General features: G+C 59.4%; 16 protein-coding genes and 6 pseudogenes. 4 read left to right on the forward strand and 18 right to left on the reverse strand.

Annotated features, from left to right (window positions below):
• Positions 1 to 993: 993 nt before the first annotated feature.
• Both istB and istA (JG746_RS31935) read right to left on the reverse strand, forming a co-directional pair.
• Entirely contained in the window at positions 994 to 1,809 is an 816-nt protein-coding gene (gene istB / locus JG746_RS31930) for an IS21-like element helper ATPase IstB (RefSeq protein WP_202324153.1), read from the reverse strand.
• Complete coding sequence (istA, locus tag JG746_RS31935) at positions 1,806 to 3,320, reverse strand: IS21 family transposase (RefSeq protein ID WP_010913869.1); 1,515 nt, start codon at positions 3,318 to 3,320, stop codon at positions 1,806 to 1,808. The genes istB and istA (JG746_RS31935) overlap by 4 nt, the downstream gene beginning before the upstream one ends.
• Between istA (JG746_RS31935) and JG746_RS31940 the strand changes: the two genes are divergently transcribed.
• Entirely contained in the window at positions 3,291 to 3,500 is a 210-nt protein-coding gene (locus JG746_RS31940; RefSeq protein ID WP_202296250.1) for a hypothetical protein, read from the forward strand. The two genes, istA (JG746_RS31935) and JG746_RS31940, sit on opposite strands and share 30 nt — an antisense overlap.
• A gap of 514 nt (positions 3,501 to 4,014) precedes the next feature.
• Here JG746_RS31940 and JG746_RS31945 read toward each other — a convergent pair.
• From JG746_RS31945 to tnpC, 9 genes and pseudogenes are all read right to left on the reverse strand, one after another.
• On the reverse strand, positions 4,015 to 5,439 hold the full coding sequence (locus tag JG746_RS31945; RefSeq protein ID WP_202324156.1) for a CapA family protein: 1,425 nt from the start codon (positions 5,437 to 5,439) through the stop codon (positions 4,015 to 4,017).
• A 132-nt stretch (positions 5,440 to 5,571) separates the two neighbouring features.
• Complete coding sequence (locus tag JG746_RS31950) at positions 5,572 to 6,603, reverse strand: ABC transporter ATP-binding protein (RefSeq protein WP_202324158.1); 1,032 nt, start codon at positions 6,601 to 6,603, stop codon at positions 5,572 to 5,574.
• A complete protein-coding gene (locus JG746_RS31955) occupies positions 6,600 to 7,607 on the reverse strand; it encodes an ABC transporter ATP-binding protein (RefSeq protein WP_202324160.1) in 1,008 nt (335 codons plus the stop codon). Before JG746_RS31955 ends, JG746_RS31950 begins: the two co-directional genes overlap by 4 nt.
• A gap of 1 nt (position 7,608) precedes the next feature.
• Positions 7,609 to 8,490, reverse strand: a complete 882-nt coding sequence (locus tag JG746_RS31960) for an ABC transporter permease (RefSeq protein ID WP_202324164.1) — start codon at positions 8,488 to 8,490, stop codon at positions 7,609 to 7,611.
• A gap of 1 nt (position 8,491) precedes the next feature.
• Entirely contained in the window at positions 8,492 to 9,433 is a 942-nt protein-coding gene (locus JG746_RS31965) for an ABC transporter permease (protein WP_202324167.1), read from the reverse strand.
• 5 nt (positions 9,434 to 9,438) lie between these two features.
• Positions 9,439 to 11,037 (reverse strand): ABC transporter substrate-binding protein, encoded by a 1,599-nt coding sequence (locus JG746_RS31970; protein ID WP_202324170.1) that lies wholly within the window; start codon positions 11,035 to 11,037, stop codon positions 9,439 to 9,441.
• A gap of 562 nt (positions 11,038 to 11,599) precedes the next feature.
• Positions 11,600 to 12,060, reverse strand: a pseudogene (locus JG746_RS31975) (pyruvate carboxylase); the annotation flags it as partial.
• Positions 12,061 to 12,258: 198 nt separating this feature from the next.
• Entirely contained in the window at positions 12,259 to 13,665 is a 1,407-nt protein-coding gene (locus tag JG746_RS31980; protein WP_202324172.1) for a hypothetical protein, read from the reverse strand.
• Between the two features lie 243 nt (positions 13,666 to 13,908).
• A pseudogene (gene tnpC, locus JG746_RS31985) lies at positions 13,909 to 15,245 on the reverse strand (IS66 family transposase); the annotation flags it as partial.
• A 300-nt stretch (positions 15,246 to 15,545) separates the two neighbouring features.
• On the opposite strand from tnpC, the gene ectB reads away from it, so the two are divergent.
• Positions 15,546 to 16,829, forward strand: a complete 1,284-nt coding sequence (ectB, locus tag JG746_RS31990; RefSeq protein WP_202327580.1) for a diaminobutyrate--2-oxoglutarate transaminase — start codon at positions 15,546 to 15,548, stop codon at positions 16,827 to 16,829.
• A 709-nt stretch (positions 16,830 to 17,538) separates the two neighbouring features.
• Here ectB and JG746_RS31995 read toward each other — a convergent pair.
• From JG746_RS31995 to JG746_RS32005, 3 genes and pseudogenes are all read right to left on the reverse strand, one after another.
• Positions 17,539 to 18,009: an Lrp/AsnC family transcriptional regulator gene (locus JG746_RS31995; RefSeq protein WP_202324175.1), complete on the reverse strand. Its 471-nt coding sequence runs from the start codon at positions 18,007 to 18,009 to the stop codon at positions 17,539 to 17,541.
• Between the two features lie 98 nt (positions 18,010 to 18,107).
• Entirely contained in the window at positions 18,108 to 19,328 is a 1,221-nt protein-coding gene (locus tag JG746_RS32000) for an ATP-grasp domain-containing protein (protein WP_202324177.1), read from the reverse strand.
• Positions 19,329 to 19,724: 396 nt separating this feature from the next.
• Positions 19,725 to 19,987 (reverse strand): annotated as a pseudogene (locus JG746_RS32005) (IS3 family transposase); the annotation flags it as partial.
• 3 nt (positions 19,988 to 19,990) lie between these two features.
• On the opposite strand from JG746_RS32005, the pseudogene JG746_RS37890 reads away from it, so the two are divergent.
• A pseudogene (locus tag JG746_RS37890) lies at positions 19,991 to 20,189 on the forward strand (IS30 family transposase); the annotation flags it as partial.
• Here the strand turns inward: JG746_RS37890 and JG746_RS32010 are convergent.
• The 4 genes and pseudogenes from JG746_RS32010 to JG746_RS37350 form a co-directional block, all read right to left on the reverse strand.
• A pseudogene (locus JG746_RS32010) lies at positions 20,182 to 21,157 on the reverse strand (IS110 family transposase). The pseudogenes JG746_RS37890 and JG746_RS32010 overlap by 8 nt on opposite strands.
• A gap of 204 nt (positions 21,158 to 21,361) precedes the next feature.
• Positions 21,362 to 22,080 (reverse strand): annotated as a pseudogene (locus JG746_RS32015) (transposase).
• Positions 22,011 to 22,463 (reverse strand): transposase, encoded by a 453-nt coding sequence (locus JG746_RS37895; RefSeq protein WP_446720345.1) that lies wholly within the window; start codon positions 22,461 to 22,463, stop codon positions 22,011 to 22,013. The pseudogene JG746_RS32015 and the gene JG746_RS37895 overlap by 70 nt, the downstream one beginning before the upstream one ends.
• A 329-nt stretch (positions 22,464 to 22,792) precedes the next feature.
• A complete protein-coding gene (locus JG746_RS37350) occupies positions 22,793 to 23,026 on the reverse strand; it encodes an amidase family protein (protein ID WP_342215818.1) in 234 nt (77 codons plus the stop codon).
• Between the two features lie 280 nt (positions 23,027 to 23,306).
• Between JG746_RS37350 and istA (JG746_RS32025) the strand changes: the two genes are divergently transcribed.
• On the forward strand, positions 23,307 to 24,818 hold the full coding sequence (gene istA / locus JG746_RS32025) for an IS21 family transposase (RefSeq protein WP_446720276.1): 1,512 nt from the start codon (positions 23,307 to 23,309) through the stop codon (positions 24,816 to 24,818).
• Positions 24,819 to 24,826: the final 8 nt, after the last annotated feature.

Raw genomic sequence — 24,826 nt, forward strand, 5'->3', positions numbered from 1 at the left:
GTCCTTCAGGGAGACAGTACGAATGGCAGTTAGTTTTGCACCAAAACGCAACGGCTTTTGGATACCGGGTTTCAATGTTCCCGTTCGACATGATTGATGCCGCACGAAGCTAGTTTCTCGGTTACGAACCGCGCCGTGTAGAGTTTCGAATGAAATAAACGATCACCCGGCGGCTTCTGTCCAACAGAGTTACTGTATGGTCCTCATCTGGAAACGAGATGGGGGCTAAAGCCACGTACGACCTAGTGTGGTGGAAGGGACCTCTCCGGGCATCGCATTGCGCCAAAACATGGCTGTCGAAAGTCACATCAGGGAGAGCCGATATCGCCTCGCACGTCCTTCAGGTGCGGTCGTGGTCCACGATACTGCCGCGCGACGATGTCGCCATTACGGTGCTCTACCGCAGTACCTGAGATCGCCATTGGCCGTGCGTGACCGGCTATCATTGGGGCCGGCATTGGCTGGATTTGGATGAGCTTCGTCTGATGCCGCGGGCTTGCACAAAGCCCATGTGAACCAGCTGAGAAATGATCTGGGCTTCTTCGCCCCGATCAAGGGTGACGAGCAGCTTCTGGTGTTGCACCGAGTTGCGAAGCTGCTGATCCACCAATGGACGATACTTATCAACGCCTGGCGGGCACACCTGTGGGCCCGTAGTAGGGGCAGATCGCGGGAGATGAACTCGGCCCGCCATAGCCGCCCATTGAAGCCATTGATGGTCAGCGTCGGGCGGAAGCAGAAGCGCTCGTAGAAGGGCCGTTCCGCCGGTGCGTAAGGCGCCCGTCACAGATAGTCGGCTCAAAGGGGCGGCGAGAGCCATTTGTCGATCGGGTCAGCCGGCTGCACGTCGTAATGGCCGTAGGCTATAGCGCGACAATCTGGGAGAGAAGCGCGCGACAATCTGGATGAGAATCTGGTGTCGCGGCGATGGTGATAATCTCGGCATTGATTGTCGCGCGCAAGAGGTTTTATCGGTTTGATTGTCGCGGCGCGTCAATCAGGAGCGACGTTTGCGGGCGTCGCATATGACGCCGGCCTGCCTGGCCCCCGCTTTCGCTCGATGGCCTCGCGCCGCCGATAGCTCTCGACATTCAGCTCGAAGATTGTGGCGTGATGGACGAGGCGATCCACCGCGGCGAGCGTCATGGCTGGATCGGGGAAGACCTTTCCCCATTCGCCGAAGGGCTGATTGGCGGTGATCAGCAGGGAACGCCGCTCGTAGCGGGCGCTGATGAGCTCGAACAGCACGCTCGTTTCGGCCTGGTCCTTGGTGACATAGGCGAGGTCGTCGAGGATCAGCAGGTGGAAGCGATCGAGCCGGTTGATCGCGGCCTCGAGGCCGAGTTCGCGGCGCGCGACCTGAAGCTTCTGGACGAGATCAGTGGTGCGGGTGAACATGACCCGCCATCCGGTCTCGATAAGGGCAAGTCCGATGGCCGAGGCGAGATGGCTCTTTCCGCCGCCGGGCGGGCCAAACAGAAGCAGGTTCGCTCCCTTCTCGAGCCAGCTGTCGCCGGCGGTGATGGCCATCACCTGGGCCTTGGAGATCATCGGAACGGCTTCGAACTCGAATGTGTCGAGGGTCTTGCCCGGCAGGAGGCGCGCCTCGGCGAGATGGCGTTCGATACGTCGCCGGTCGCGCTCAGCCAGTTCATGTTCAATGATCGCAGCCAGGAAGCGAGCGGCCGGCCAGCCTTCCTTGTCGGCCCGTTCGGCAAACTGCGGCCACATAACCTTGATGGCCGGCAGGCGCAGTTCGTTGAGGAGCAAGCCCAGCCTGGCGGAATCGACAGCGGGGTTCGTCTTCATGCCGCATCTCCTGTCAGGTTGGCGCCAAGCAGGGCTTCATAGGCGTTGAGCGGAGCAAGACGCACGACGACACTCGGCAGCCGGGCGGGATCCGGCGCGAACCGTTCCCGCAAAGCAGCCATATTGGGCAATCGCCGTGCCTGTAGCGAGGCGGTCAGTTGATCAGCCAGTTCGCTCTCGCAGCCGCGCTCGTGCGCCATGGCGAGAAGCTCGACCATGGTGCGGCAGGCCTGCCGCTCAGGCAGTCGCTCTATGAGCACGTCGAAGGTTCGCCGGTAGGCCTCGCGGGGGAAGAGCTGGTCACGATAGACGAGGTTGAGCAGCGCCATCGGCTTGCGGCGCAGCGAATGGATGACATGCCGATAATTGACGACCTGGTCGTGCTTGCCGTTTGAAGAGGCGCGCCCGCGCGGCAGCGTCATGAGCTGCGTGCCGCCGATGAAGATATCCAGCCGATCATCGAAGAGCCGCACTCTGAGGCGGTGGCCGATCAGGCGTGAGGGCACGGTGTAGAACACCTTGCGCAGCGTGAACCCGCCCGATGACGTTATGCGCACGGTGACCTCCTCGTAGTCGGAAGTGCGCCGGACGGGCAGTTCCTGGAGTTCGGCCCGCTCGATGTCGATGCGCTTGGAGTTGCGAGCATTCACGCGGCTGACGATCTCGTCGACAAAGCGACGGTAGGCTGCCAGGTCGTCGAAATCGCTCGATCCCCGCATCAGCAGCGCGTCATTGATCGCCCGCTTGAGATGGCCGTGCGGGCCTTCGACGGAGCCGTTCTCATGCGCGATGCCGCGATTGTTGCGGGAAGGGGTCATGCCGTAGTGGCCGCACAGTTCGTCGTAGCGGCGCGTCAGGTCCTCCCGGGCGTCCTTGTCCAGGTTGCGGAACGCCGCCGACAGGCTGTCGCTGCGATGCTCGCGGGGAGCCCCGCCGAGCGACCACAGCGCGTTCTGCAGGCCTTCCGCCAGAGCGACGAAACTCTCGCCACCGAGCACGACATGCGCATGCTCGAAGCCGGAATAGGCGAGCCGGAAATGGTAGAGCCGGTGATCGAGTGGCTGGCCCGCGATCGTGACGCCGGCGGCTGCCATGTCGGTGAAATCCGACAATCCCATGCGCCCGGGTACGTGAACCTGCCGGAAGATGACCTCCTGTTCCTCGCCATGGACGGCGCGCCAGGCTCGGACGCGACGCTCGATCGTGCGGCGAATGCCGGCTCCAAGCTCGGGATGACGCCGGATCATCTCGTCGAAGATGGCGATCGCCCGAATGCCCGGAGCTGCCCTCAGCATGGGCGCGACCTCGGCTTCGAAAATATCGGCGAGAGGGTCGGCACGGCGCCGTTGCCGCGGCGCCTTCTTTTGTGACGGCAGTCTCGAATCCTTCTCGATGCGATAGGCCGTGGCGATACTGATCGACGCCTTCGCCGCCGCGACGGCCGTCGTATTGGTCTGCCGGAACTTCATGAAAAGCCTCATATGGTGATCGGTTACGTGGCGGCCGGGCACAAAGCGATTCCTCCCCAACAGGAAAAACCACCGGCATACCCGGTCGACCGTGATCACCAGACGAACGCTCCCGAAAAGGAACGCGCCGCCGGCGGATTGAAACTCCGGTCGGGCTACGCCCTCCCTGCGTTCCAATCCGCCGGCATTCTCATCCTGATTGACGCTGCGCTCTCACGTTGATTGCCGCGCCGCACGTAGGCAGAACGGTCGCTTTCCCGGCGGCTTCTCCCAACGTGCGACCGCGATCGGGTGCCCGTCGGTCAGCACCAAGTGGTCGCGAGCCAATACCGGAGAGCATCGCGACGAGCAGTGCGCTGACTTCGGCGCTTATGCTCGGGTGCCGAAGGTAACCTAAAGAAGGTGGAGAAGTCAGAAGCAGAGGGTGTTCGCAGCTGGCAGGCCGCTGCCGCAAGCATGCTAACGACATGCAGTTGACACTCATTCGCCCAGTTGCAACGAGCAGCGCGCGAGCGCCATGAATCGACGGGCCGGCCGGCGCGCCGCATCTTGAAAGCCGATCCTCGCAGGAGCGCGTGACGAGCGACCTGGGCACCAGTCGGGCACCCATACCTATCCTTATGCCTGCTGGTATCGCCAACCGACAGCTCCGGAGCTGCTTCCGCCAGTCGGTCGTCGCGTTCCCTCGGCGCGCAACCGAGCCTTCTTCAAGCCGCTAATCACGCATCTGAGCTCGTCATTGCGGGGAGCTAGGCCGTAGTCTGATGATTCCAACGTCGTTCTCGATGGCGATCTCGGTCCCAAATGGCTTCGACAGCTTCTGCAGGCGTTCCAGAATGGATTTCGCTTGCGGTGGAGGGGCGAGCCGCGGGACACCACGGTTGGCAAACCTCTTCAAGTATCCGAGCTCAATGGGATAGAGCCGCAATTCAGCAAGCTGGTTTTTTTCAAAGCGGCTGACGGTGACAATGCTTTCATAGAAGACCGGATCGTCAAATCCCTTTGCCTCCTCCGCGACGGTCACCTCGGCATCCGTGTCAACCCGTGGGTCCTTCCCGTAGGCGGCGAACATGTCAGCCCCTACAGGCGTCCGGTGGTCGTCATAAAAGAAATTGGCCAGGCTATAAAAAATGGGCCGGCCCCTATAGATCTCGATGCCGCGCAACTTGTGGGGTCCGTGTCCGACATAAGCGTCCGCTCCCGCATCAATCAGTCGATGCGCAAACGATTGTTCGTAATCAGGCGTCTCCTCGCTCCAATTCCCGGGCTGGTGACAGTGATTCGTGACGATGCAGAAGTCGGAGAACTGCTTGCCCCGACGAACGTTCCGAACAATGTCGGCGACGTCGCGCGGGTCGGCCTCGTAGCTGTAACCAGCCTTGTCGCCTGCTGTGAACGTCATTCCAGCGACCACGACCCGGTTTGGATTGTTAGGGTCCTCGGGCCTCTCGGCCGTGGCCCCAGAGACTGCAGGCGGCGCCGATCGACCACCAGGGCGGGAGTCGGGCAGCGTATCGCGTATCTGCCTCAAGCTATCGAGCTTCTCGGGCGGGACCACGATGCTTTGCGCCAAACGAAGGGCGTTGAGTCCGGGTCTGCCTGGCGCCTCGCCGGCCGGATCGCCAGCCCGAGACATAGGCGTGAAGGATGTAGCAAACGACACCAACGCCACGCGACCGCGTGCGGTTTCCAAAAAGCGACCGGCGCCGGCTTGTGCGAGATTTTCACCCGCCCCTGCATGGATGATCCCGCTCTGATCAAGCACTTGGCTCGTCTCGCGCATGCCTTCAAGCCCCCAGTCAAGCGTATGGTTGTTTGCGCGACTCATCAGATTGAACCCCATCGCCTTCAGATCAGGTCCGACCTCAGGAAGGCTGACGTGAAACGCACCGCCATACTCAGCCTGCGGACTTCCTTTGAAGGATCGGATATCGAAGATGTTCATTTCCATGTTGCCAAACGTGACATCGGCCTCATGGAGGACCTTGACGATGTCTCCGAAGCCGGGATGGTGACCTTTGGCAAGCGGCCGCGACAGGATGAGGTCGCCAACTGCTACCATCGTGAAGCCGTCCGCAACGTTTGTTGCAATCGAACCGACGGTATCATAGCTCGCCGGTTCGTCCGAATGACAGCTGTTGTCGGGTGAATGCTTTTCCATACGGTTCTCCATAGGCTGAATTTGCTTTCAAATCTGTTCGTTTCATCTCATCTTCTTGCCGTGCTCAACGCGATGTTCGGCGCTCGTGTCAGCTGTACGAATGAGATGTTCGATTGGGTGAAGGGTGTGAGGCTATACCGCACGACTGAGCGACGAATTGGCCACAGCAGCAGGCTGATCCCGGAATTCTGCGGCCGGAGCGCGTACATGACAGGCCACGACGCGCCCGTCTGGGATCGGCACTAGGGGCGGCACTTCGATGCGGCAACGCTCGATCGCAAGCGGGCAGCGAGGGTGGAATGCGCATCCTTTTGGCGGATTGATGGGGCTCGGCACCTCGCCCTCCACGGGCGCCTCCAGCCGAACGCGCGTCGGATCCGGCACCGGAGCGGCCGCGATCAGCGCCTCGGTGTAGGGATGGACTGGCTTGGCGAAGAGCGCCTCGCATGGGGCGAGTTCTACGATGCGGCCCAAATACATAACCGCGATCCGATGGGCGATGTGCTCCACGACGCCAAGGTCATGTGAGATGAAGACGAAGGCGATGCCCATCTGCTGCTGGAGATCCAGAAGCAGATTTAAGATCTGCGCCTGCACGGAGACATCGAGGGCTGACACCGCCTCGTCGGCGATGATGAGCGAGGGGTTGAGCGACAGGGCGCGTGCAATGCCCAGCCGCTGGCGCTGACCGCCCGACAATTCGGACGGCAGCCTATGCATCATCTCGGGCGACATGCCGACTTTTCGGAGAAGGTCAGCGGCAAGCGCGTTGCGCTGCTTCCGGCCGAGACGTTCAAAGTTCTCCACAGGCTCCGTAATAATTTGCCCGGCCTTGAGGCGCGGATTTAGCGACGAGTAAGGGTCCTGAAAGACCATCTGCATCCGACGGCGCCACGCGTGGAGGGCGTCCTTCTTGAGGCCCGCAATGTCGGTCCCGTCGATCATCACGCGCCCGCTCGTTGGCTGCACGAGCCGCATCAAGAGCCGCGCCACGGTGGACTTGCCGCAACCGGATTCACCGACGATGCAAAGCGTCTCGCCCGCCTCGACGGAAAAGGATACATCTTCCACCGCCCGGATCACCGGAACGCTTTTCTTGAAGATCCCCGAGCCAAGCGGGTAGTGCTTGGTCAGATTCTCGACTTTCAGCAAAGGACCGTTCATGTGCCCATGACCTCTTCGGCGCGCCAGCACGCCGCGGCGTGGCTCGAGCCGACATCACGCAGGGCGGGCGTCTTCTCGCGGCAAATATCGATCGCGAACGGGCAGCGAGGCGCGAAGCTGCAGCCCATAATGGGCTCGCGCAGACTTGGCACGATGCCGGGGATTTCCGGAAGGCGGTGCTGACGGCCGCGCCGCGGATCAGGCACCGATCGCATCAGGCCCTGAGTGTAGGGATGCGCCGGACGCGCAAACAGATCTATCACGTTCGCCTGCTCAACGATCCGGCCAGCGTACATCACGATCACGCCTTGGCATGTCTCGGCCACAACGCCAAGATCATGCGTGATGAACATCACGGCCGTTCCCGTGCGCTCTTTCAGATCGATGATGAGCCGCAGGATCTGCGCCTGGATAGTAACGTCAAGCGCAGTCGTTGGCTCGTCGGCGATCAACAGTTCCGGCGAGCAGGCCAGCGCCATGGCGATCATGGCGCGCTGGCGCATGCCACCCGACATTTCGTGGGGATAATTATTGACGCGACGCTCGGGATCCGCGATGCGCACGACCCGGAGCATCTCTTCGGCCTTTGCCATGGCCACCGAGCGGGACGCTTTTGTATGGATCTGCACCGCCTCGGCGATCTGGTGGCCGACCGTATAGACCGGGTTCAGGCTCGTCATCGGCTCCTGGAAGATCATGGCGATCTGGTCGCCGCGAATCTTTCGCATCTCGGGATCAGACAGTTCTAGGAGGTCGCGTCCGCGAAAACGGATCTCGCCGCCGACGGTCTTGGCGCTCAGCTTCGGCAGCAGGCGAAGGATGGAGAGAGCGGTAACGCTCTTTCCGCATCCGGATTCGCCGACGACGCCGAGGGTCTCGCCTTTTTTCACCTGGAAGCTGATGCCGCCCAGGGCACGGGTGACGCTTTCTTCGCCGTAAAAGTGTGTCTCAAGGTCTCGAACGTCGAGAAGCACGTCGTTTCCCGCGGCTTGGTGCATCTGCATGTCAGCGCCTCCGGTTGGCGCGGGGATCGAATAGGTCGCGCAGGCCGTCCCCGAGTAGGTTGACGGCAAGGACCATGACGGCAAGGCAGATCCCGGGCGCGAAGATCGTCAATGGCGCGATGGCGAGATATAGGCGCGAACTGGCGATCATGTTGCCCCAGCTGGGGATCTCGGGTGGCACGCCCACGCCGAGGAAGCTCAGCCCCGCCTCCGTCAGGATCGCGCTGGCGCAGACAGTAGCGCCCTGGACCATCAGCGCAGGAATGGTACTCGGCAGGATATGCCGCCACAGCACCTTGGGCAGTCGCGCACCGCCGCAAAGCGCGGCCTCCACATAGGGACGCTCGCGAACCCCCAGAACCACCGAACGAACAAGCCGCGCGACGGCTGGCGTCTCGGGGATCGCGATGGCGACGATGAGGATGCCGATTCCCGGTCCTGTTAGAGAGATGAGCGCAATAGCCAGCAAGATCGTCGGGATCGACATCAGGCCGTCCATAACCCGCATGACGACGTTGTCGAAGCTGCGGCTGTAACCTGCGATGACACCAATCAGGAGCCCGACAACGGCGGCGCTCGCTGCCGACAGCAGCCCGACCACGAGGGAGATGCGGGCGCCGAAGATCGTTCGCGCAAACACATCCCGGCCTAGATTGTCGCTTCCGAACCACATCTCAGCTGACGGCCGCTGGAGGCGCTTGAACGGATCCATGTTCACCGGATCGCCGGCGTAAAGTGGGGCAGCGAGCGACAGAATGATCAGGAGCGCCAACAGGCCGCCGCCGATCATGACCAGCGGATGACGCCTTGCCAGACGGGGAAGGTCAGATATTCGCAGGCGGCCTGTAGGGACGTATTCAACTGGTGCGGACAAAATCGTCATATCAATACCGTATACGGGGATCGATCAAGGTGTACGCCAGATCGACCGTGAGATTGATAAGGACGTACAGACCCGAAGTCAGGATGAGCACACCTTGAATGATCGGATAGTCGCGGTTGTTGACCGCATCGACGACCAGGCGACCGATACCGGGGATGTTGAATACCGTTTCCGTGAGGACGACCCCGCCGATCAGATAGGCGAAGCTTATGCCGATCACGGTCAGGATCGGGACGCCGGCATTCTTTAAGGCATGATGAAAAAGCATGGCATAGGACGACGCGCCCTTGGCGGCGGCCGTTCGCATATAGTCTTCCGACAAGACCTCGAGCATGCTCGCCCGCGTAACCCGGGCGATGAAGGCGATGTAGCCAAGACCTAAAGTCACGGTGGGAAGGATGAGATGCACAAACCAAGGCCCGAGGCCGCCATCGATCGACACATATCCCTGGACCGGCAGCCAGCGTGCACTGATGGCGAGCACGTATATGAGAAAGAAGCCGACGACAAATACCGGGACAGAAAAACCAAGCGTAGCGAATGCCGTCAGGATGCGATCAACAAGACCGCCAGTTCGCCACGCGGCAAGGATGCCGAAAGAGACCCCGACCGTGACCGAAAGGATCATCGTCAAGATCGAAATGGAAAGTGTCGGTTCCAGCCGCTGCGAGATCAGTTCGGAAACGGGTCGACCCGTCAAAATTGAAGTCCCGAGATCGCCGCCGAGGACGCTGAGCGCCCAATGTACGAACTGAACGGGCAGCGGTTGGTCTAGTCCCAGTTGTTCGCGAATAGCGGCGATCATCTCTGGCGTGCCCTTATTGCCGGCGATGATGGTTGCCGGGTCACCAGGCGCCAGCCTGAGAAGCAGAAAGACGAAAATCCCGACGATCGCCATGACCGCGATGGTCGATACCATCCTGCGCAGGATGTAAGTGGCCATTGTGCTCAGGCCTTCTGCATGTTCCACATCGGGGTGAGCCCCGGCATGCCAATGAGGCCGGTCAGCGCTTTGCGACGCGCGATTGGCGAGACAACTGAACCCAGAAGAACGGTGCCAACGAAATTCCAATATTCCTGTTGCATCTTGCGGGCCAGTGCCTTGCGTTCTTCGAGCGTTTCGACAACCGCCCATTTGGCGCGAAGAGCCTCATATTCATCGCTCTTCGGCCAGCCCAACCAACCCTCTTCGCCATTCGCGCTTAGAGTGGGGTTGCCGCCTGCATCGCTGCGCTCGTAATCGGACTCGTACGTCTCGAATATGCTCCAGCCGCCGTTCTCAACGGGGCCCTTGTTCCTTAAGCGGGCGGAAAATCCGGCGCTGTCGCTCGGCGCAAGCTCGGCATTGACCCCAATCTTGCGCAGCGTGGCCGCCAGTAACTGCATGGCATTGTTGTCAAACGGATCGCTCGTCGCTTGGAGAAGGATGACCTTCTCGCCGGCGTATCCCGCCTCCTTGAAGAGCTGCTTGGCCTTTTCCGGGTCGCCACCTTTCTTGTACCACCCCGTGTTTTCGTCGTTGGAATAGGGCGTATGGTTGCCGAATACCGAAGTAACAGTGCTGATGTATTCTGGGGGAAAGGTGGTACGCATGAATGCCTCCTGATCGATCAGGTAAAGCATCGCCTGGCGCGCCTTTACGTTGTCGAACGGCTTCTGCAGACAGTTCATGCGCATGAAATATACATTGCCCGCCTTGTTCAGGACCTGGAGTTCAAGGTTGGAATCGCTCTCGATCGCTGGGTAAAGATCGGCAGGTGGGCTTGAGAGGAAATCGACCTCGCCCGACTGCAAGGCAGAAAAGGCAGTCTGCTGATCGGCAATATTATCCCAGATGACGCGATCGACGTTCACGACCTTCCCGCCGGAGAATCCGTCTGACGCTTCGCTGCGTGGTACGTATTGTTCGTTGCGATCGTAGGTGAAGCTCGCGCCCGGCTTGGCAAGAGCATCGTTGAACTTGAACGGCCCAGATCCAATGTTCGCGTTTACTTCCTCGGTGGCTGGGTGATCTGCATCCTTCTCGCGCATGATGAACAGGCACGGGGTAGACGCTTTGCCCAGGATGTCGAGCAGAGTCCCCAGGGGCTCCTTGAGTGCGATCGTGAAGGTTTTGTCGTCGATTTTCGAGATGTCGCTCGCCCGCGCCATGATTAATTGTCCGCCGGGATCCACCTGGCCCCAGCGACGGATCGATGCGACACAGTCCGCTGCAGTGACGGGAGTGCCGTCGTGCCAGCCCAAGCCATCCCGGAGCTCAAGCGTATATTTCTTCTTGTCATCGGAAACGCCCCATTTCCCTACCATTTGCGGCTGAGGCATCAACTTGGAATCAAGCGCAAACAGCGTGTCGTAAATCGCCAAGCCATGATTGCCGCTTGAGTAAGCGGTAGAAACGATCGGATCGAAGACGCTGGGCATACCCATAACCATCCGCACCGTCCGCGCAGCGGTTGGCTCTGTTCCTGCCCGCAGGACTGAAGGAATCGACAAAGCCGCTCCAGCGGCCAAGCCTACCTTAATGAGGTCGCGTCGAGAGATTGTCATCTTCCATTTCCCCCTTTTTTGGCTGTCTCATCGTCCAATCGATGTTCAAGTGCAGCCGAGCGTACGTCAAATTCAGTCTGTGTATCGCGGTCATCTGGTTTTGAGATGGCGAAGCTGTACATGCGCACCCAAATGCCGCAACGGGCAGCGTAGGTCCAATTGTAGGCACCAACGGGTCCGGCAAGGCCGTCGGGAAGAATGAGGTGTTCGAAGGCTCTTTTGTATAGCCTCGACAGCATTAGAGAAATGGGGACAGATGGGGTGGACGCCCCTTCCCGGCACGATCGTGCCAAAGTGGCGGCGTTGCATACCATCAGTCCTGCAAATTAGCTTCTGGGGCGGCCCATCGATGACTTTCATGTTGAGGAGCAGGCCTCCCTCTCCTTCGAAAGCATTCTGAAAAAAACTCGACGTGGTACACATGGCCAGCTACATCCCGGAGATTATAGATCAGCCGCAGATCCTTGGCACCGATCTGGTCGCCGCTTTGACCAGCACTTCGGCAATTGTCCCGTCGCGCTCCGCATGCAGCGTCGTCTCATCTTCATCATCTTCATCGCCCTTTTTGCAGCGCTGTCGGGCAACCGCCGGGCGACTGGCCGAGATCGCCGCGCAGCATCGAGACGATCGAATCCGGAAAGGCGGCATCCCTGGCCGGATTTTCGACATCGGCAACCGTCAGATCCTGGCTGACCATCATCAATGCCCATGTCGCCGACGACCTTGGACGACGGCGTCACCTTGACGATGTTGCCGAATATCAGGTTGACGTCGTGATGGCGCCACCTTGTGCCAGCGTGTCTCAAGCCCGACCGAGCGGGCCTGTCCCTTGAATTTGGTGAATTCGTGCAGGTAGACTTCTGGAGCCGGTCCCTTGAGGTCGCTTTCGAAGGCAGCATACTGGTTGCGCACCGCCTCTCAGTAGAAGGGGACTTTGCGGATCCATTGCGGGTCGAGACCCAGGTTGCGTTCGGTGGCTTTCAATGCCTCGACGATCGAAACCAAGCAAGGCTGCGATGACGACCGATGCGAATCCGGCTTTCGCACGGGTCGACAAGCGTTCGGCGTGCGTGCTCGATCGCCGTTCGTGCGGCGATCGAGGTGAAAGTGGCCAGAAATTATGTGGCAGCCAAGCTCACCAGCACAATCGAATGGCAGGCTTCTGGCGCACGCCGCCACATATCCAGGTCCGGCTAACAAAAACGGATCGGCACCATCTGTTCATGCACCAGCGATAGCGACGGGCATTAAAATCCCGCTCCGCCCAACGTTCATCACCGCATCGAAACTTGCGCGCGACTGAAAGCCTGCTAGGCGGCCACCGAACACATAACAATCAATTCCATACGCCATTTTCTTGATCAAGCGGGTTGGTGGGTGCAGAGCCATCACCTCTCCGGGCCTGACGTACTCTTGAACGACGTATGGGTTGCGGGCGGCCCGTTCAATGTGATCCTCCCACACCTCTGAGGGTGTGAGGCACCCAACCAAGACATGCTCGCCACGCGTCGCATTAGAGGGCTTCAGAACAAGATTCGCCTTATTCTCCCGGATGTAACCGATAAGCTCGATCCGGCGCCGTTCGGGGTTGGTTGTTACTCCCGCTCTAACAAGACGGGTCCAAGGAATGTGGCGTGCAATAAGCTCCACCTGCTCGGCGTTGAAGCTCGAACTGAAACGATCATCGCTGAGTACAGCAAGGATCGCCTTATCAGATAATATCCACTGGGAGATCCAAGAGTTTATTGAGACAACTTCTTGAGCTGCACACGCGTCTAAGTAATCTTTGCATTCACTATATTTGTATATTTCTCTGACATCGAGTTTATTATAAATAAGCTCAATGCGCTCACCGTCCGGACCGAATAACCCATGAGGTGTTCTCTTCATCGCAGTTATGTCCAGCAATGCTGCTTTGACGCCGGCGTCTCTTAGACCGCCCACAATCCAATCTACTTCGTTGGTATAACGGCCGCGAAAATTGACTACGGCGGCGGTTGCGAGCTCGCAACCAGTTGCAGCGCGATAGGCAGACACCAGTTCCCGAACAAAGCAGTTCGGATCTTTCGCGAAAGGCTGCTTACTCACGTCAAGTGCCAAGCCCTGTGCCAATGGATTAGGTATACGGCTCCAGACATTTGCGGCGAGGCCGTTCTGAATAACGCCGCCCGGCCCTTCAGCATTCGTTTCAATTATCTTATAGTATCCATCGCTGCCGAACAGGCCGTCCAGTCGGCATATCCTAACAATCGGCCGATTTTTTGGCAGAGGAGTAATCCAATGCCACAAATGTTTGTAGGCTGGGAACAGATCCTGTACCTCTTCATTGCAACAATACAGCTCAGCGGCGACATCAAGGATCTTGACCACACCCTCAACGATAGCGCCGAGGCGGTTTTCCAGATCGCAATCTATTGCAAGGGGCCGGAGACATACGGGATACGCCCGCCCCTCAAAGTGCATGCCCGCCTCTGCAATGGCGCTGGAAAGTTCGTCTTGAGCACCCCAGATAGCGGCCGAATCGCAAGTTGCGAGCTCGCAGAGCCGGCGCTCAATTCGTGCATCAGTCTCGCTGATTGCAGGCACTATTGCAATTTCCGCGGGGACCGACCCTACCTGAGTTGTCATGAGCAGCTCCTATCCAGTTGCCTTATTGCCATTGCGCTTGCGAGACCCACACATCTTGAGGCAGCGCGCGAGCTAGGGACCGACCCGCTCTGGCAGTCAGAAGGCCGCCAGAGCGTACGAATCTCAGCTTGGTAGCCGTTCCGTGGCGGGTGATTTGTATCCGTTGGTCGCTGACAGGACTTTGAAAATAGTGCGTTGACGCTTTTTAGAAACTGCCAAATCTGGTGGCTTTGCGGTAGGCGCTCATTTCCCCCACGTTGACGGCCGCTGCAACAACTGATCGTCGCTTTCAGACGACGCGTCGGGTCGGGCTGCGGCGGCTTTGAGGAAGTTGAAGGGCAGGAGATCGTCGATAGCTACGTTCTCGGGGCGCTGAGGCAGTTCAGTGAGGACGTGGCGCTAACGGCTCGACGCCACAGGCGCGGCAGGTCAGCACGAGCTGTAGACGATGGCGCTGGCCGCCTTGGCTCCGTCGACGGTATCGCTGAACAACCAACTCTTCCTGCCAGTTGCAAAAATCCTGATGTCGCGCTCCAGAAGATTGTTGTCGATCGGCATGCTGCCGTCCCCGGTGTAACGCGTCAGATGGTCCCACTGGGTTCAGTGTGTAGGACACGGCGTCGCCGAGCTTGCTGTCAGGCAAGACCTTTGGGCGATTTCATCGAGCCATACCTTGAGAGCATGGAGGATGGGGACACTATGTTGCTGGCGGAAGCGGCGAATGCATTCGGCCTGTGTTTCACCCTTCTCCGGTATCCGTCCCGCGCCTGCCTTTCAACCCGGTAGAGCTGTTCGAAGAACCGGAGCGCCTGTTCCGGCGGCCCGTTCTCGCTTTGAGGGCATCGACGAAGCGCCGCCTCGAATGGGCCATGCATCCAAGATGCGTTGCCCCTTCCAGCGTGCGCCAGGCGGAATAGCCGTCGCTCATTACTATGCCGCGGTAATCGCCGAGGAAGGCCTGCGGGTGTATCTGGCCGCGGCCCGGCTGATAAGCGAGCAGCACGATCGGCTCGTCACTGTTCTCGCTGCTCCGGTAAGCCCACATATATGACGTGCTGGCGGCCTCTCTGTCCATTTCCTTCAGCACCTCTGGACCGTGGTCTCGTCACCATGGATGAGGGGCTGCGATCTGAGCCGCAGCTTCAGCGCGTCATAGATGCTGGAGAGATTTTTTTTCGCTCGAGCCGATCACCCAATGGCCCAGAGCGCCTCGGCTGACAGGGAACGCCGGCGCGCTCGAATGCCTGCGCCAGGCGGTAGAGCGGTGTGCCGTCGACATACTTATGAACGAGCGCGAATGCCCGAGTCGAGGCCGTAGCGATGCTGCCCGGCAAAGGTTGCGTGGGCATCGGCACGATCACGACCGGCGTGTTGATCCCGGTGCGGTCGCAATGACGGCAAGCATATTTGAACCGCACATTCTGCAGGACCTTCGCCTTCACCTCGATATGAAGTTGCTCGGTAACGGTCTCGACCATGCGATGCATCTGGTGACGGCAGCAACGACAAGCCTTCTGGGCGTCGGGAAGGTCATACTCGACACGCTCGCGCGGCAGGTTTTCCGGCAAGGCCTTGCGGCCGAATGGGACATGGCCGTTCCTCTCAGCGAATTTGAAGTACCTTTAGCTCGCGAGAAATATGACTGTTGCAGAAAATTCTAAATCTTTAACTCAACGAAGGCGCATCCTGAGTATTATGGCCCGCGCTTAGATTTCGACCGTGCCGGTTCCGCCAGCGCTCACAAACACGATCTCGGCTGCGGGCTTGCGGAGCGCGACGGAGGCCCGCCAGATTCGCCGAGCGGGCACCATGCAACGCCGCCCCCGCCGGAGGCTGCAAATTCGAGAGAGTTCGTCTCCATGAACGAAGAGATTTCAACCATGAACAAGAACTTTTCGCCTTCGAGCGACGGAAGCCTCGCAATTTTCGAGCGCCTTGAATCCGAGGTGCGTGGCTACATCCGCTCGTTTCCGATCCTATTCGATCGCGCGGTTGGCACTACCCTCATAGATGCAGACGGTCGAGAATATCTTGACTTCTTCGCAGGGTCAGGGGCCCTCAATTACGGTCACAACAACCCGTCCTTTAGGCAACCGTTGCTGGATTACATCGAGCGTGACGGAATCGTGCACGGGCTCGACCTTGCCACCACCGCCAAGAAGGCTTTTATCGAGGCGTTTGAGCGGTATATTCTGAGGCCGCGTGGTCTAACTTACAAATTGCAGTTCACGGGTCCCACTGGTACGAACGCGGTCGAGGCGGCGCTAAAGCTGGCGCGCCTAGTGACCGGTAGGGCGAATATCGTCGCATTTACCAATGCGTTCCATGGCGTTAGCGCTGGATCGTTGGCTGCGACTGGAAACAAGAAGTACCGGACTGCCGCAGGCTCTCCCCTCGCGCACGTGACGTCATTGCCATACGATGGTTATCTCGGCCCTACGGTGGACACGATTGACTACTTTGAGAAGCTGCTCAACGATCCTAGTAGTGGACTCGATAAACCTTCCGCAGTGATTCTGGAGGCAGTCCAAGGCGAAGGAGGCATCAATCCTGCCAGTTTCCAATGGCTGCAACGGCTGCGTGAGCTGACCGCAAGACACGAGATCTTGATGATCGTCGATGACATTAAGGCGGGTGTGGGCCGCACGGGAAAGTTTTTCAGTTTTGAAGAGGCTAAGATCGTACCTGACATCGTCACTCTGTCGAAGTCCTTGTCGGCGGTTGGAACGCCGATGTCCCTCGTTCTTCTGAAGCCTGAACTGGATGTTTGGTCCCCTGGCGCGCATAGTGGTACGTTCAGGGGCAACAACCTTGCTTTCGTTACTGCTCGAGCCGCTCTGGAGACCTACTGGGCAGATACCAAGTTTGAGGACGAAATCGCTAGCAAGTCCACGATGTTGGCTGAAGAACTCAAATCAATCGCGAACGATTTCCCCAACCTTGGCTTGAGTGTACGGGGCCGCGGATTGATGTACGGGCTTGTATCACAAAAGCACCCTTCATTGGCGGTCCAAGTCTCTCGGGAGGCCCTGCGTCGCGGCTTGGTGATCGAGACCTGCGGCGGGCGGGCTGAAGTGCTCAGTTTCTTAACTGCCCTCACCATTGCTGAGGCTGACCTGCGCCGTGGTCTGTCAATCGTTCGCGACAGCATTAGCGTGGTGTAGGAAGCATAGTGAAACGTTCGCCGTGAGGATCATGAAAAGTGCAAGACATCGTCGCCGGAAGCGCCAGCAAGCGAGCGGAGACGCTACTGGCAACGGCGTCGCGATTGCCACCAGCCGCCGTGCGAACCTCGTCCGGTGATAGTATGTCGCTGTTGAGGTCGGTGAGAATTCGCGGACCCGGGCGGATCGAACAGTTTGACGACCGGGACGTGGTCGATTTCGGTGCTCGGTAACGCCATTGGCGAGTAGCAGGGAGCGCAGTTCATCGGTGATCAGGATGATGGAGTAGCTCCTTGTCAAATCGCGCGCGAGCCTGGCAGGGTGACCAGTCCAGTGACCGAGTTAGGTGTGTAGTCCCGGAATGTGATGGTGTACCATTGATCGTGAGTCGGCAGGAGGAGGATGCGCTATGGCAAGTGTTCTTCACGGCAGCGCCCGCACACGGAATTCCTGACAGTCCCACGACGCCGTGTCTTCGAGCCGAGTTCCAAGCGTCGCAAGAGAGCACCCGGTCCCTTGCCGCCCGCTACGGCCTGAACCCGAAGACGTGATCAGGTCATAGCAGCGATTGATCACTCCTGACGAACTGGTCTGGTCTCCGTGGCCACATCGATTCGGGCACCCGCGCGGGCGACGCTCACCTTCTGCTACGTTTCCTTGGTGCGACCCTCCTGCTGGCATTCGAGGGAACCGCCTGGTTAGCATAACCCTACTCGCCAACTGGCACAGCAAAGGGTACCTTAGTGCGATCCATGACGACCATTGTGCTAAATTCTTTGATGTCGGCATTCTCGTAAAAAAAGCGACGAGCGAATGCCTCGTACTCCTCCATCCCGCGTACGGAGATCATAAGAACGAAATCTGCTATACCTGTCACATAATATGCGTTCATAATCTCGGGCGTCCGTCGAATGGCTCGCTTGAAACGATCAATGATATCTGAGCGATCACGCTGGACACTGATATACACCAGCATGAGCATTGGCCGGCCGACGGCTTCCGGCGAAATTATGGCTACGTCAGCCTCAATGACACCGGCATCACGAAGTCGTTTTAAGCGCCGCTGACAAGCGTGGGCTGACTGGCCAGCAATTCGGGCAAGTTCTTTTGTAGTAAGACGGTTGTTTCTCTGCACGGCGTTGAGTATCTTCCGGTCAATTCGATCCAATGCATTGGCCATTTCTGCAATATCTCTCTCATTCTCTTATTGAATGGATCTTTGGCAACGATCATCTCGTACCTGGCTCAGCAGCACCGACACCGACAGGTACATTGTTCTTATTCTCCATATGTCGGAAATGGTGTAATGGACCAATCAATCAAGTCGATGGCACGTTGAAGTATTGCGTCGGTCTGAGTACGGGTGGCTGAAGCAGCGATGATATATCCCATGCAGTCTCGACAATCGCCTTTCCTGGTGATCAGCGTCTTTGGCTTAACAAAGAATTTGACTTCGGTTACACCCGGTATATTAGCAGCTTGGTCACCATCGATCCAATCGAGGATGCCATCGCGATCTGCAACTAGGAACCGCGCGGCCGCAGAGTGGGAATGCCTTTTGCGTAAATTGCATTCATCGCCGATAACAAGCTTAATGTGCTCGGTGATCAGATCGATACCGTAAGCCAGTTCGACCAGTTGTGGAGTAGGCGATCCCGCAAGTCGCGGATTTACTTCGATAACGACCGGGCCACTCTTCGTCCAACGGAGTTCAATGTTTGTGGGACCCCAGCCAAGTCCAAGAGCTGCCAAACAGCTCAGCGAAGCATCGGCGATACGTTTTTGCTCGTCATCGGTCAGCAGCGCCGGATAGCTCCACTCATGGTAGACGAAGTGCGGTGGTGGGCCGTAATCACCGGAGCCGATCCAAACGAGATCATTGCCCATCATCTCAGCGCAATACTGCGGGCCCTGTGCGAATTCTTCGACCAATATCCTTGGCGAGGACCGCCAAATGTGGCTCTCGCCCAATAGATAAGCCATATGTTCGGACAACTCATTGCGGCTGCGGCACAATCGGACACCGACGCTGCCAGTACCTACCGCTGGCTTGACGACCACCGGCAGGCCGATTTCTGCGGCAGCGCTTTCTATATCCATCGCGGTCGCTGCCAGGCGATAAGCAGGCACCGGAACGCCGGCTTCTGTGAGGAGCTGGCGTTGAGTGAATTTGTCGCAACACTGCTCAATCGATGAGGGATTTGGTCCCGGTAGATCGAAATGCCGGCATAGCGTGCCAACTGTCGCATAAGCCGACTCATTGGCAGACGTAATGCCAGCAATATCATAGGTCTCACGTAACCGGGAACATTCGCGGATCAGCGCATCAAGATCGTCTGTATCTACCCGAATGGCTGCACCCTCTTCCGCTGCAAGATCCTCGTACCTGGAAGGATCAGCCGATAGGACAATTGAGTGAAGAGCAAGACGCCGGGCCGCTTGAGCGTATCGCAGGGTATTACTTGCACTTTCAATCATTATGATAGTTCTTATTGCCATGGATCTTGCCTCAAACGTTGATTGCTGAATAATTGTACCGATTTCAGAGCGGAATCGGCCGTCACTAAAGTCCGTCTGCATTTAACTTAACAGTCTCAGTGATTTGCGTTCGTGAATGTATCGTAAATTTATGTTAATAAAATGTTGCAACCACTGGATTGACCGTAAGGATTATTGGCGAGTTGCTGGCCACGCGATGAGAATGCCAATTGCCAAATAGAACGCCTGAGATTAGAGCAATGGCGAATTGGAGGCACAACGAGTGAGGGAACGACGCCGGCAACTGAGGTTAGCAATGTCTGCCCATGACCCAGGGCTGGGGGGAGCCACCTGCAATGCGTCGTAGCATTCGCCTATCCCGAGAGGGTGCGCCGGATCATCTTACAACCGATGACATCAACAAACGCGCTCATGTGCTAAATCGCGTTCCTCGGCTTCGGCCGGCGGGACGTTGCCGATGGGCTCCAGCAGCCGGCGATCGGTGAACCAGTCGACCCATTCCAGCGTCGCGAACTCGGGGCCTCGAACGAGCGCCATGGTCCGCGTCGATGGATCACCTCAGGCTTGTAGACACCGTTGATCGTCTCGGCGAGGCCCTTGTCGCAGGTTTCGCCGGCGCTTCCCACCGAGGGCTCGACGCCGGCCTCCGCCACGGGCTCGCGATGAGCATTGGAAAGCGGCGATCGGCGCGGTCTGGACGAGCGCCACGGCCGCCGGTGGCGGGAGCGATGGACAGAATAGATTCTGGCCGGCAATTGCGACGGGGCTGGAAGATGCTGCGCTCGAAGCCGGCGTGAGCAGGCTGTAGGAACCAGATGGTTCCGAAGGGCGGGCGGTATGCCACCAGCGAAGTTCAGGTCGCAATAGCCCAGACGAAGCCGGCCAGTTCGCGAGCGATCGCCGTAGCCACGATGTGGCCGGCTGCCGGCTCTGATCGGCCGCACGTGCGGATCAGCTTGGGCAACCCCTCTTGTCGGAGCAACTGTTCACGGCTGATCCTTGCAGGGAACCGATAGCTCCAGGCGCCACGACCAGCGTTCGCCGGGCGTTGCCTGCTTTCGTTACGCCGCCCTGACGCCTAGTTCCACCGCTGGAATGTTCCAAGGGGACCAGACCGAGATAGGCCAAGAGCTGCCGGCGGTTCTCAAAGCGCGTGACGTCGCCGAGTTCCGCGATCACGGTCGGGGCCGTCACAAGGGCCATTCCTCGAAGCGCGTGCAGAGCGTGGACCATCGGCGCCAACACCCACTCCTCGAGCATGGTCTCGATCTGTGCCGTCAGCCGATCACGACGGGCCGCCGCGGCTCTGATCGTTGACATACAGTCTTCCAGGACGATGTGGGGGCGGGCTGCTCGAAGCGTAGCCCAGCCAGCCAGCCGCGATGCATTTGCGTCCAGGCGGGACGATTGTGGAATGCAACAGAAATCCGGAGAGCTGCTGGCGGGATGCAGCTTCGCCGGATTGATGGCGTTCCGACGGTCCGTCTTGATCCGGTCTCCGGCTTGCGAGGGATCAGCGACGGCGCGACCACCAGACAGCCGTGCCCCGCCGCGGTCAGTTGCCGCTGAATGCCGTAGCACACGGTCGGGACTCATACCAGAACCGGAGCACGGCTCCCGGCAGAGAGAGCTTGCTCAAAGTCGCCTCAGGGCCGCAGGCGCATTCGATATCTGTCCGTGTTCGCGAACGTCTCCGCGCCTGCTTCCAACTGCCAGAGCGACCGAGATCGTCTCTTTGTGAACATCAAACCGACGTAGCTGTCATGCTCGTCCCTGGGTCCGTCTCCACCGCAAGGCTCGGCGCCGGGACATCCAGCGCGACCCTCGATAACCTGCATACTGTGAAACGGGTCGCCCTACCTCAGGCATGCGGTCTAGCCCGTCTTATTCGCGAGCGGCTTGGTTCCTTTGCCACGAAGCGCGCGGACGTGGAGGCGTGAGGCGTCCTTTTCACCGCGGCTGAGGCTGGACTTGTGGAACGCGCTGGAGGGTGGAAGGTGTTGGTTAAGCGGGGGGCTTTGATGCCCCGGCGCTCATGGTCCTCCTGGCTGCAGGTTGAGGGTCATCGCTCGGAACAGGCTGGCCTCGGGACAGGTGGCGGCGAAGGCCAGGCGGATGCGCGAGATGGTTTCGATGACGCGGGCGCCGAGCTTAAGGAGCCTGAGCCGCAGTGTGGCGAACTCGGCGTTGCTGAGATGATGGGCTCCGGACACCGCCTCGCGTAGGGCGAGCATCAGCGGCGGTGTGCAAGACGAGGCGCACTTGGTTGGCAATCGGTGAGCGGCAGCTGGTGCGCTGGGTCTTGTAGATCACGTCGTAGACATGCGCGGCGGAGCCTTTGTCGAGATTGGTGACGACGAAGCGGACGTCGAGGCCCATCGAGGTTGCCTTGAGCGGGCGCAGACGCGACGTTCCGTCTTCCGGGATTTCGGCTTGTATCGTTTCGGCGTAACCGCGCAGCACCGGCTTCTGCTCGAGCGCGCGGCGGGTGCGGATGTCGTCGGCGGCTTCATCAACGAGACGCTGGAGAACCGTGTTGCCGGGCAGGCCAAAGACGTAGTCGATCGCATTGTCCTCGCACCAGACCATGACTTCCGCCCGGCCATAGTGGCCATCGCCGCGGATCAGGACGCAGATGGCCGCGGATCTCCTTGCCCGTCGGGGTCTTGCCAGGACGCAGGATCATGGCGACCGGGCGTCCTGTCGCGGCGTCCTGGATGGGGATCGGCAGGAAGTAGCGCTCGTCGTAAATGGCATTGAAGAGCGAGAGCTGCTGATGGCCGTGAACGACATCAACCGTGTCGTCGATGTGAGAGTGATGCTTGCGGGTGGCGCGGCATAGCTCGACAGCCAGAGATCGACCAGCACCCAGCCGAGCCGGATGACGGTGCGCAGGTCCGGCAGGTTCTCCACCCGCGAGCATGTCGGCTGCGAGCACAGATCCAGCCCGCTGTCGGGCAGCCGCCCGCAGGCGAGCCCGAAAGCCGGATCACTGCGCAGCAGGTCGAGATCGTTGGCATCCTCGTAGCCGCAGGCGATCGCAAAGATGCGGGCGCGCAGAATGTCGGCCATGGCGTGCGTCACCCGCGCTGGATCGCGCAGATCGTGGATCGCGGCGGCGAAGAAGCGGGGCACGCAATCCCGCCGCAGCGTCTTCCGCAGACGACGACGTTGCCGCTCGCGTTGACCCATGAACTGGAAAGGGATATTTTTCGTCAGATCTCTAGACCTACCCGAACGACCTGCATGACCCTCCTCCTTCATCGCAGTTGAGACGTGCGAGATACCACCTTCTCCAGAGGGCAGGTCCATTTACTACAGGAGTTGAAGTTGATGTATTTCGCTTCGCCTGTGGTCATATGTCCGGCTTTCGACGCGATCTGGTGTCGCTGGCCAAGATGGTTCCGCGAGGCGCGTTCCAAACACGGCAACGGTGTTGCTCACACGTGCGGTTGATTCGCTGGTCAGAGTTCCGGGCGCTTGTTGGCCCATGGGTTCAGCCTTTCGAAGGCTGCAGAGGCCTGCAAGACACCAAGATCATCGAAGCGCTTGCCAACGATCTGGAGACCGACAGGAAGCTCACTCTGGGTAAATCCGCATGGCACGCTTGCGGCCGGGTTCCAGGACATGTTGAACGGATAGCTGAACTCCGCCCACATAATCCAGTCCCATGGATGCGTAGGCCAGTGATCTGGCATCGCGCGGCGGCGGCCTTCACGAGCGACGCGACTTCAGGATCGACGCGGGCGACGCCTAAATTCGGGCTGTAGGCAATCCGCTTGCTGCGGATTCCGACGTGAAGCCGGCCGCCATTCCGATCAAACACCGGCCACCATTCCGGTATGAAGCCGGCCACCATTCCAACCAAAGACCGGCCGGTTTTCGGCACTGAAGATTACCTCCTGGGTCAGCAACTTTGGCAGCAATTACCTCGCGATGAACGAGGACATTTTGATGCCGGCAAAGAGAAGGCTGACCATGAGACAGTTGAGACAAATGCTTCGGCTTGCCGGAAGCGGGACCAGCTCCCGCGAGATTGCGGTCGTGCTGGGAATAGCACGCAGTACGGTGCAGGATAATCTGCGGCGCGCAGCGGCAATCGGGTTGAGCTGGCCCCTGCCAGGCGAGCTGACCGATGACGCGCTTGAGAACAAACTCTTCGCTCGCAATGGCGTCAAACAGGGCACGCGGCGGCGCGCAGAGCCGAACTGGGCCGATCTTGCCGTCGAGCTCAAGAAGCCGGGCGTCACGCTCCTCATCTTGTGGGAAGAGTATCGAGGAAGTCATCCCGACGGATATGGCTACAGCCGGTTCTGCGAGCTCTTTCGCAGCTTCGAACAGCGGCTTTCGCCGACGATGCGCCAGGAACACGCCGCCGGCGACAAGGTCTTCGTCGACTATTCCGGCAAGAAGATCCCGATCGTTGATCGAGACACCGGCGAGCTCCGTGAGGCGGAGATCTTTGTGGCGGTCTTGGGAGCGTCCAGCTTCACCTATGCCGAAGCAACCTGGACCCAGACACTACCTGATTGGATTGGTTCGCACGTCAGGATGTTTCGTTTTTTTGATGGCGTTCCCCGACTGATCGTCCCCGACAATCTGAAGTCGGGTGTCAGCCGCGCCAGCTTCTACGATCCCGAGATCAATCGCAGCTACGGCATGATGGCATCCCATTATGGCGTCGGCGTTCTTCCGGCACGGCCGCGACGGCCGAAGGACAAATCGAAAGTCGAGAACGGCGTGCGTTTCGCCCAGTCATGCATTCTGGGGCGGCTGCGCAACCAGACCTTCTTCTCGCTGGCCGAGGCCAATGCCGCCATTCGCCAGGCACTCGATCGCATCAATGATCACGTCATGCGTCGGCTGGGCGTCAGTCGCCGGCAATTGTTTGAGAGCGTCGAGCGTGCTGCGCTCGCAAGCCTTCCGAGCAAAGACTACGAATTCGCCGAGTGGCGTTTGGCCCGCGTCTCGACGGATTACCACGTCGAGTTCAAGACCTTCTTTTATTCCGTGCCGCACAGCCTCATTCGCCAGCAAGTCGATCTGAGAGCAACGGCACGCACCATCGAGATCTTCCACCGCGGCAAGCGCATTGCCGTCCATCAGCGCCGCTATGGCGGCCCTCGTCATGGGACGGATCCGGATCATATGCCCAGCTCCCACCGGCGATATGCCGAGTGGACGCCGGATCGTTTCCGTCGCTGGGCCGCATCCGTCGGGCCCGAGACGGAAGGCTTGGTTGTCGCAATCCTCGCCAGCCGCCCACATCCTGAACAAGGCTTTCGGACATGCCTGGGTGTCCTTCGCCTGTTTCGCGATATCACACGCGACCGCGCCGAAGCCGTGTCAGCCCGCGCTGTCGAGATCGGTGGGCTGAACTGCAAGAGCATCGCCTCGCTTATCGCCAATCACAAGGCCGCAAGGCATTCCACCGAACCGACCGCCATCGTCGATCACGCCAATCTGCGTGGCCCCGATTACTTCCATTGAGGAGACAT

The sequence above is a fragment of the Mesorhizobium sp. 113-3-3 genome (assembly GCF_016756495.1).
Lineage (GTDB): Bacteria > Pseudomonadota > Alphaproteobacteria > Rhizobiales > Rhizobiaceae > Mesorhizobium.

What these genes read in the sequence shown, in the direction of transcription:
- JG746_RS31995 (WP_202324175.1), bottom strand. Translation starts at nt 18,009, where the DNA reads ATGGCCAATGCATTGGATCGAATTGACCGGAAGATACTCAACGCCGTG.
- JG746_RS31950 (WP_202324158.1), bottom strand. Translation starts at nt 6,603, where the DNA reads ATGAACGGTCCTTTGCTGAAAGTCGAGAATCTGACCAAGCACTACCCG.
- JG746_RS31960 (WP_202324164.1), bottom strand. Translation starts at nt 8,490, where the DNA reads ATGACGATTTTGTCCGCACCAGTTGAATACGTCCCTACAGGCCGCCTG.
- JG746_RS31980 (WP_202324172.1), bottom strand. Translation starts at nt 13,665, where the DNA reads ATGACAACTCAGGTAGGGTCGGTCCCCGCGGAAATTGCAATAGTGCCT.
- JG746_RS31970 (WP_202324170.1), bottom strand. Translation starts at nt 11,037, where the DNA reads ATGACAATCTCTCGACGCGACCTCATTAAGGTAGGCTTGGCCGCTGGA.
- JG746_RS31965 (WP_202324167.1), bottom strand. Translation starts at nt 9,433, where the DNA reads ATGGCCACTTACATCCTGCGCAGGATGGTATCGACCATCGCGGTCATG.
- istA (WP_446720276.1), top strand. Translation starts at nt 23,307, where the DNA reads ATGAGACAGTTGAGACAAATGCTTCGGCTTGCCGGAAGCGGGACCAGC.
- ectB (WP_202327580.1), top strand. Translation starts at nt 15,546, where the DNA reads ATGAACAAGAACTTTTCGCCTTCGAGCGACGGAAGCCTCGCAATTTTC.
- JG746_RS37350 (WP_342215818.1), bottom strand. Translation starts at nt 23,026, where the DNA reads ATGCCAGATCACTGGCCTACGCATCCATGGGACTGGATTATGTGGGCG.
- JG746_RS31955 (WP_202324160.1), bottom strand. Translation starts at nt 7,607, where the DNA reads ATGCAGATGCACCAAGCCGCGGGAAACGACGTGCTTCTCGACGTTCGA.
- JG746_RS31940 (WP_202296250.1), top strand. Translation starts at nt 3,291, where the DNA reads ATGGTGATCGGTTACGTGGCGGCCGGGCACAAAGCGATTCCTCCCCAA.
- JG746_RS31945 (WP_202324156.1), bottom strand. Translation starts at nt 5,439, where the DNA reads ATGGAAAAGCATTCACCCGACAACAGCTGTCATTCGGACGAACCGGCG.
- JG746_RS32000 (WP_202324177.1), bottom strand. Translation starts at nt 19,328, where the DNA reads ATGGCAATAAGAACTATCATAATGATTGAAAGTGCAAGTAATACCCTG.
- istB (WP_202324153.1), bottom strand. Translation starts at nt 1,809, where the DNA reads ATGAAGACGAACCCCGCTGTCGATTCCGCCAGGCTGGGCTTGCTCCTC.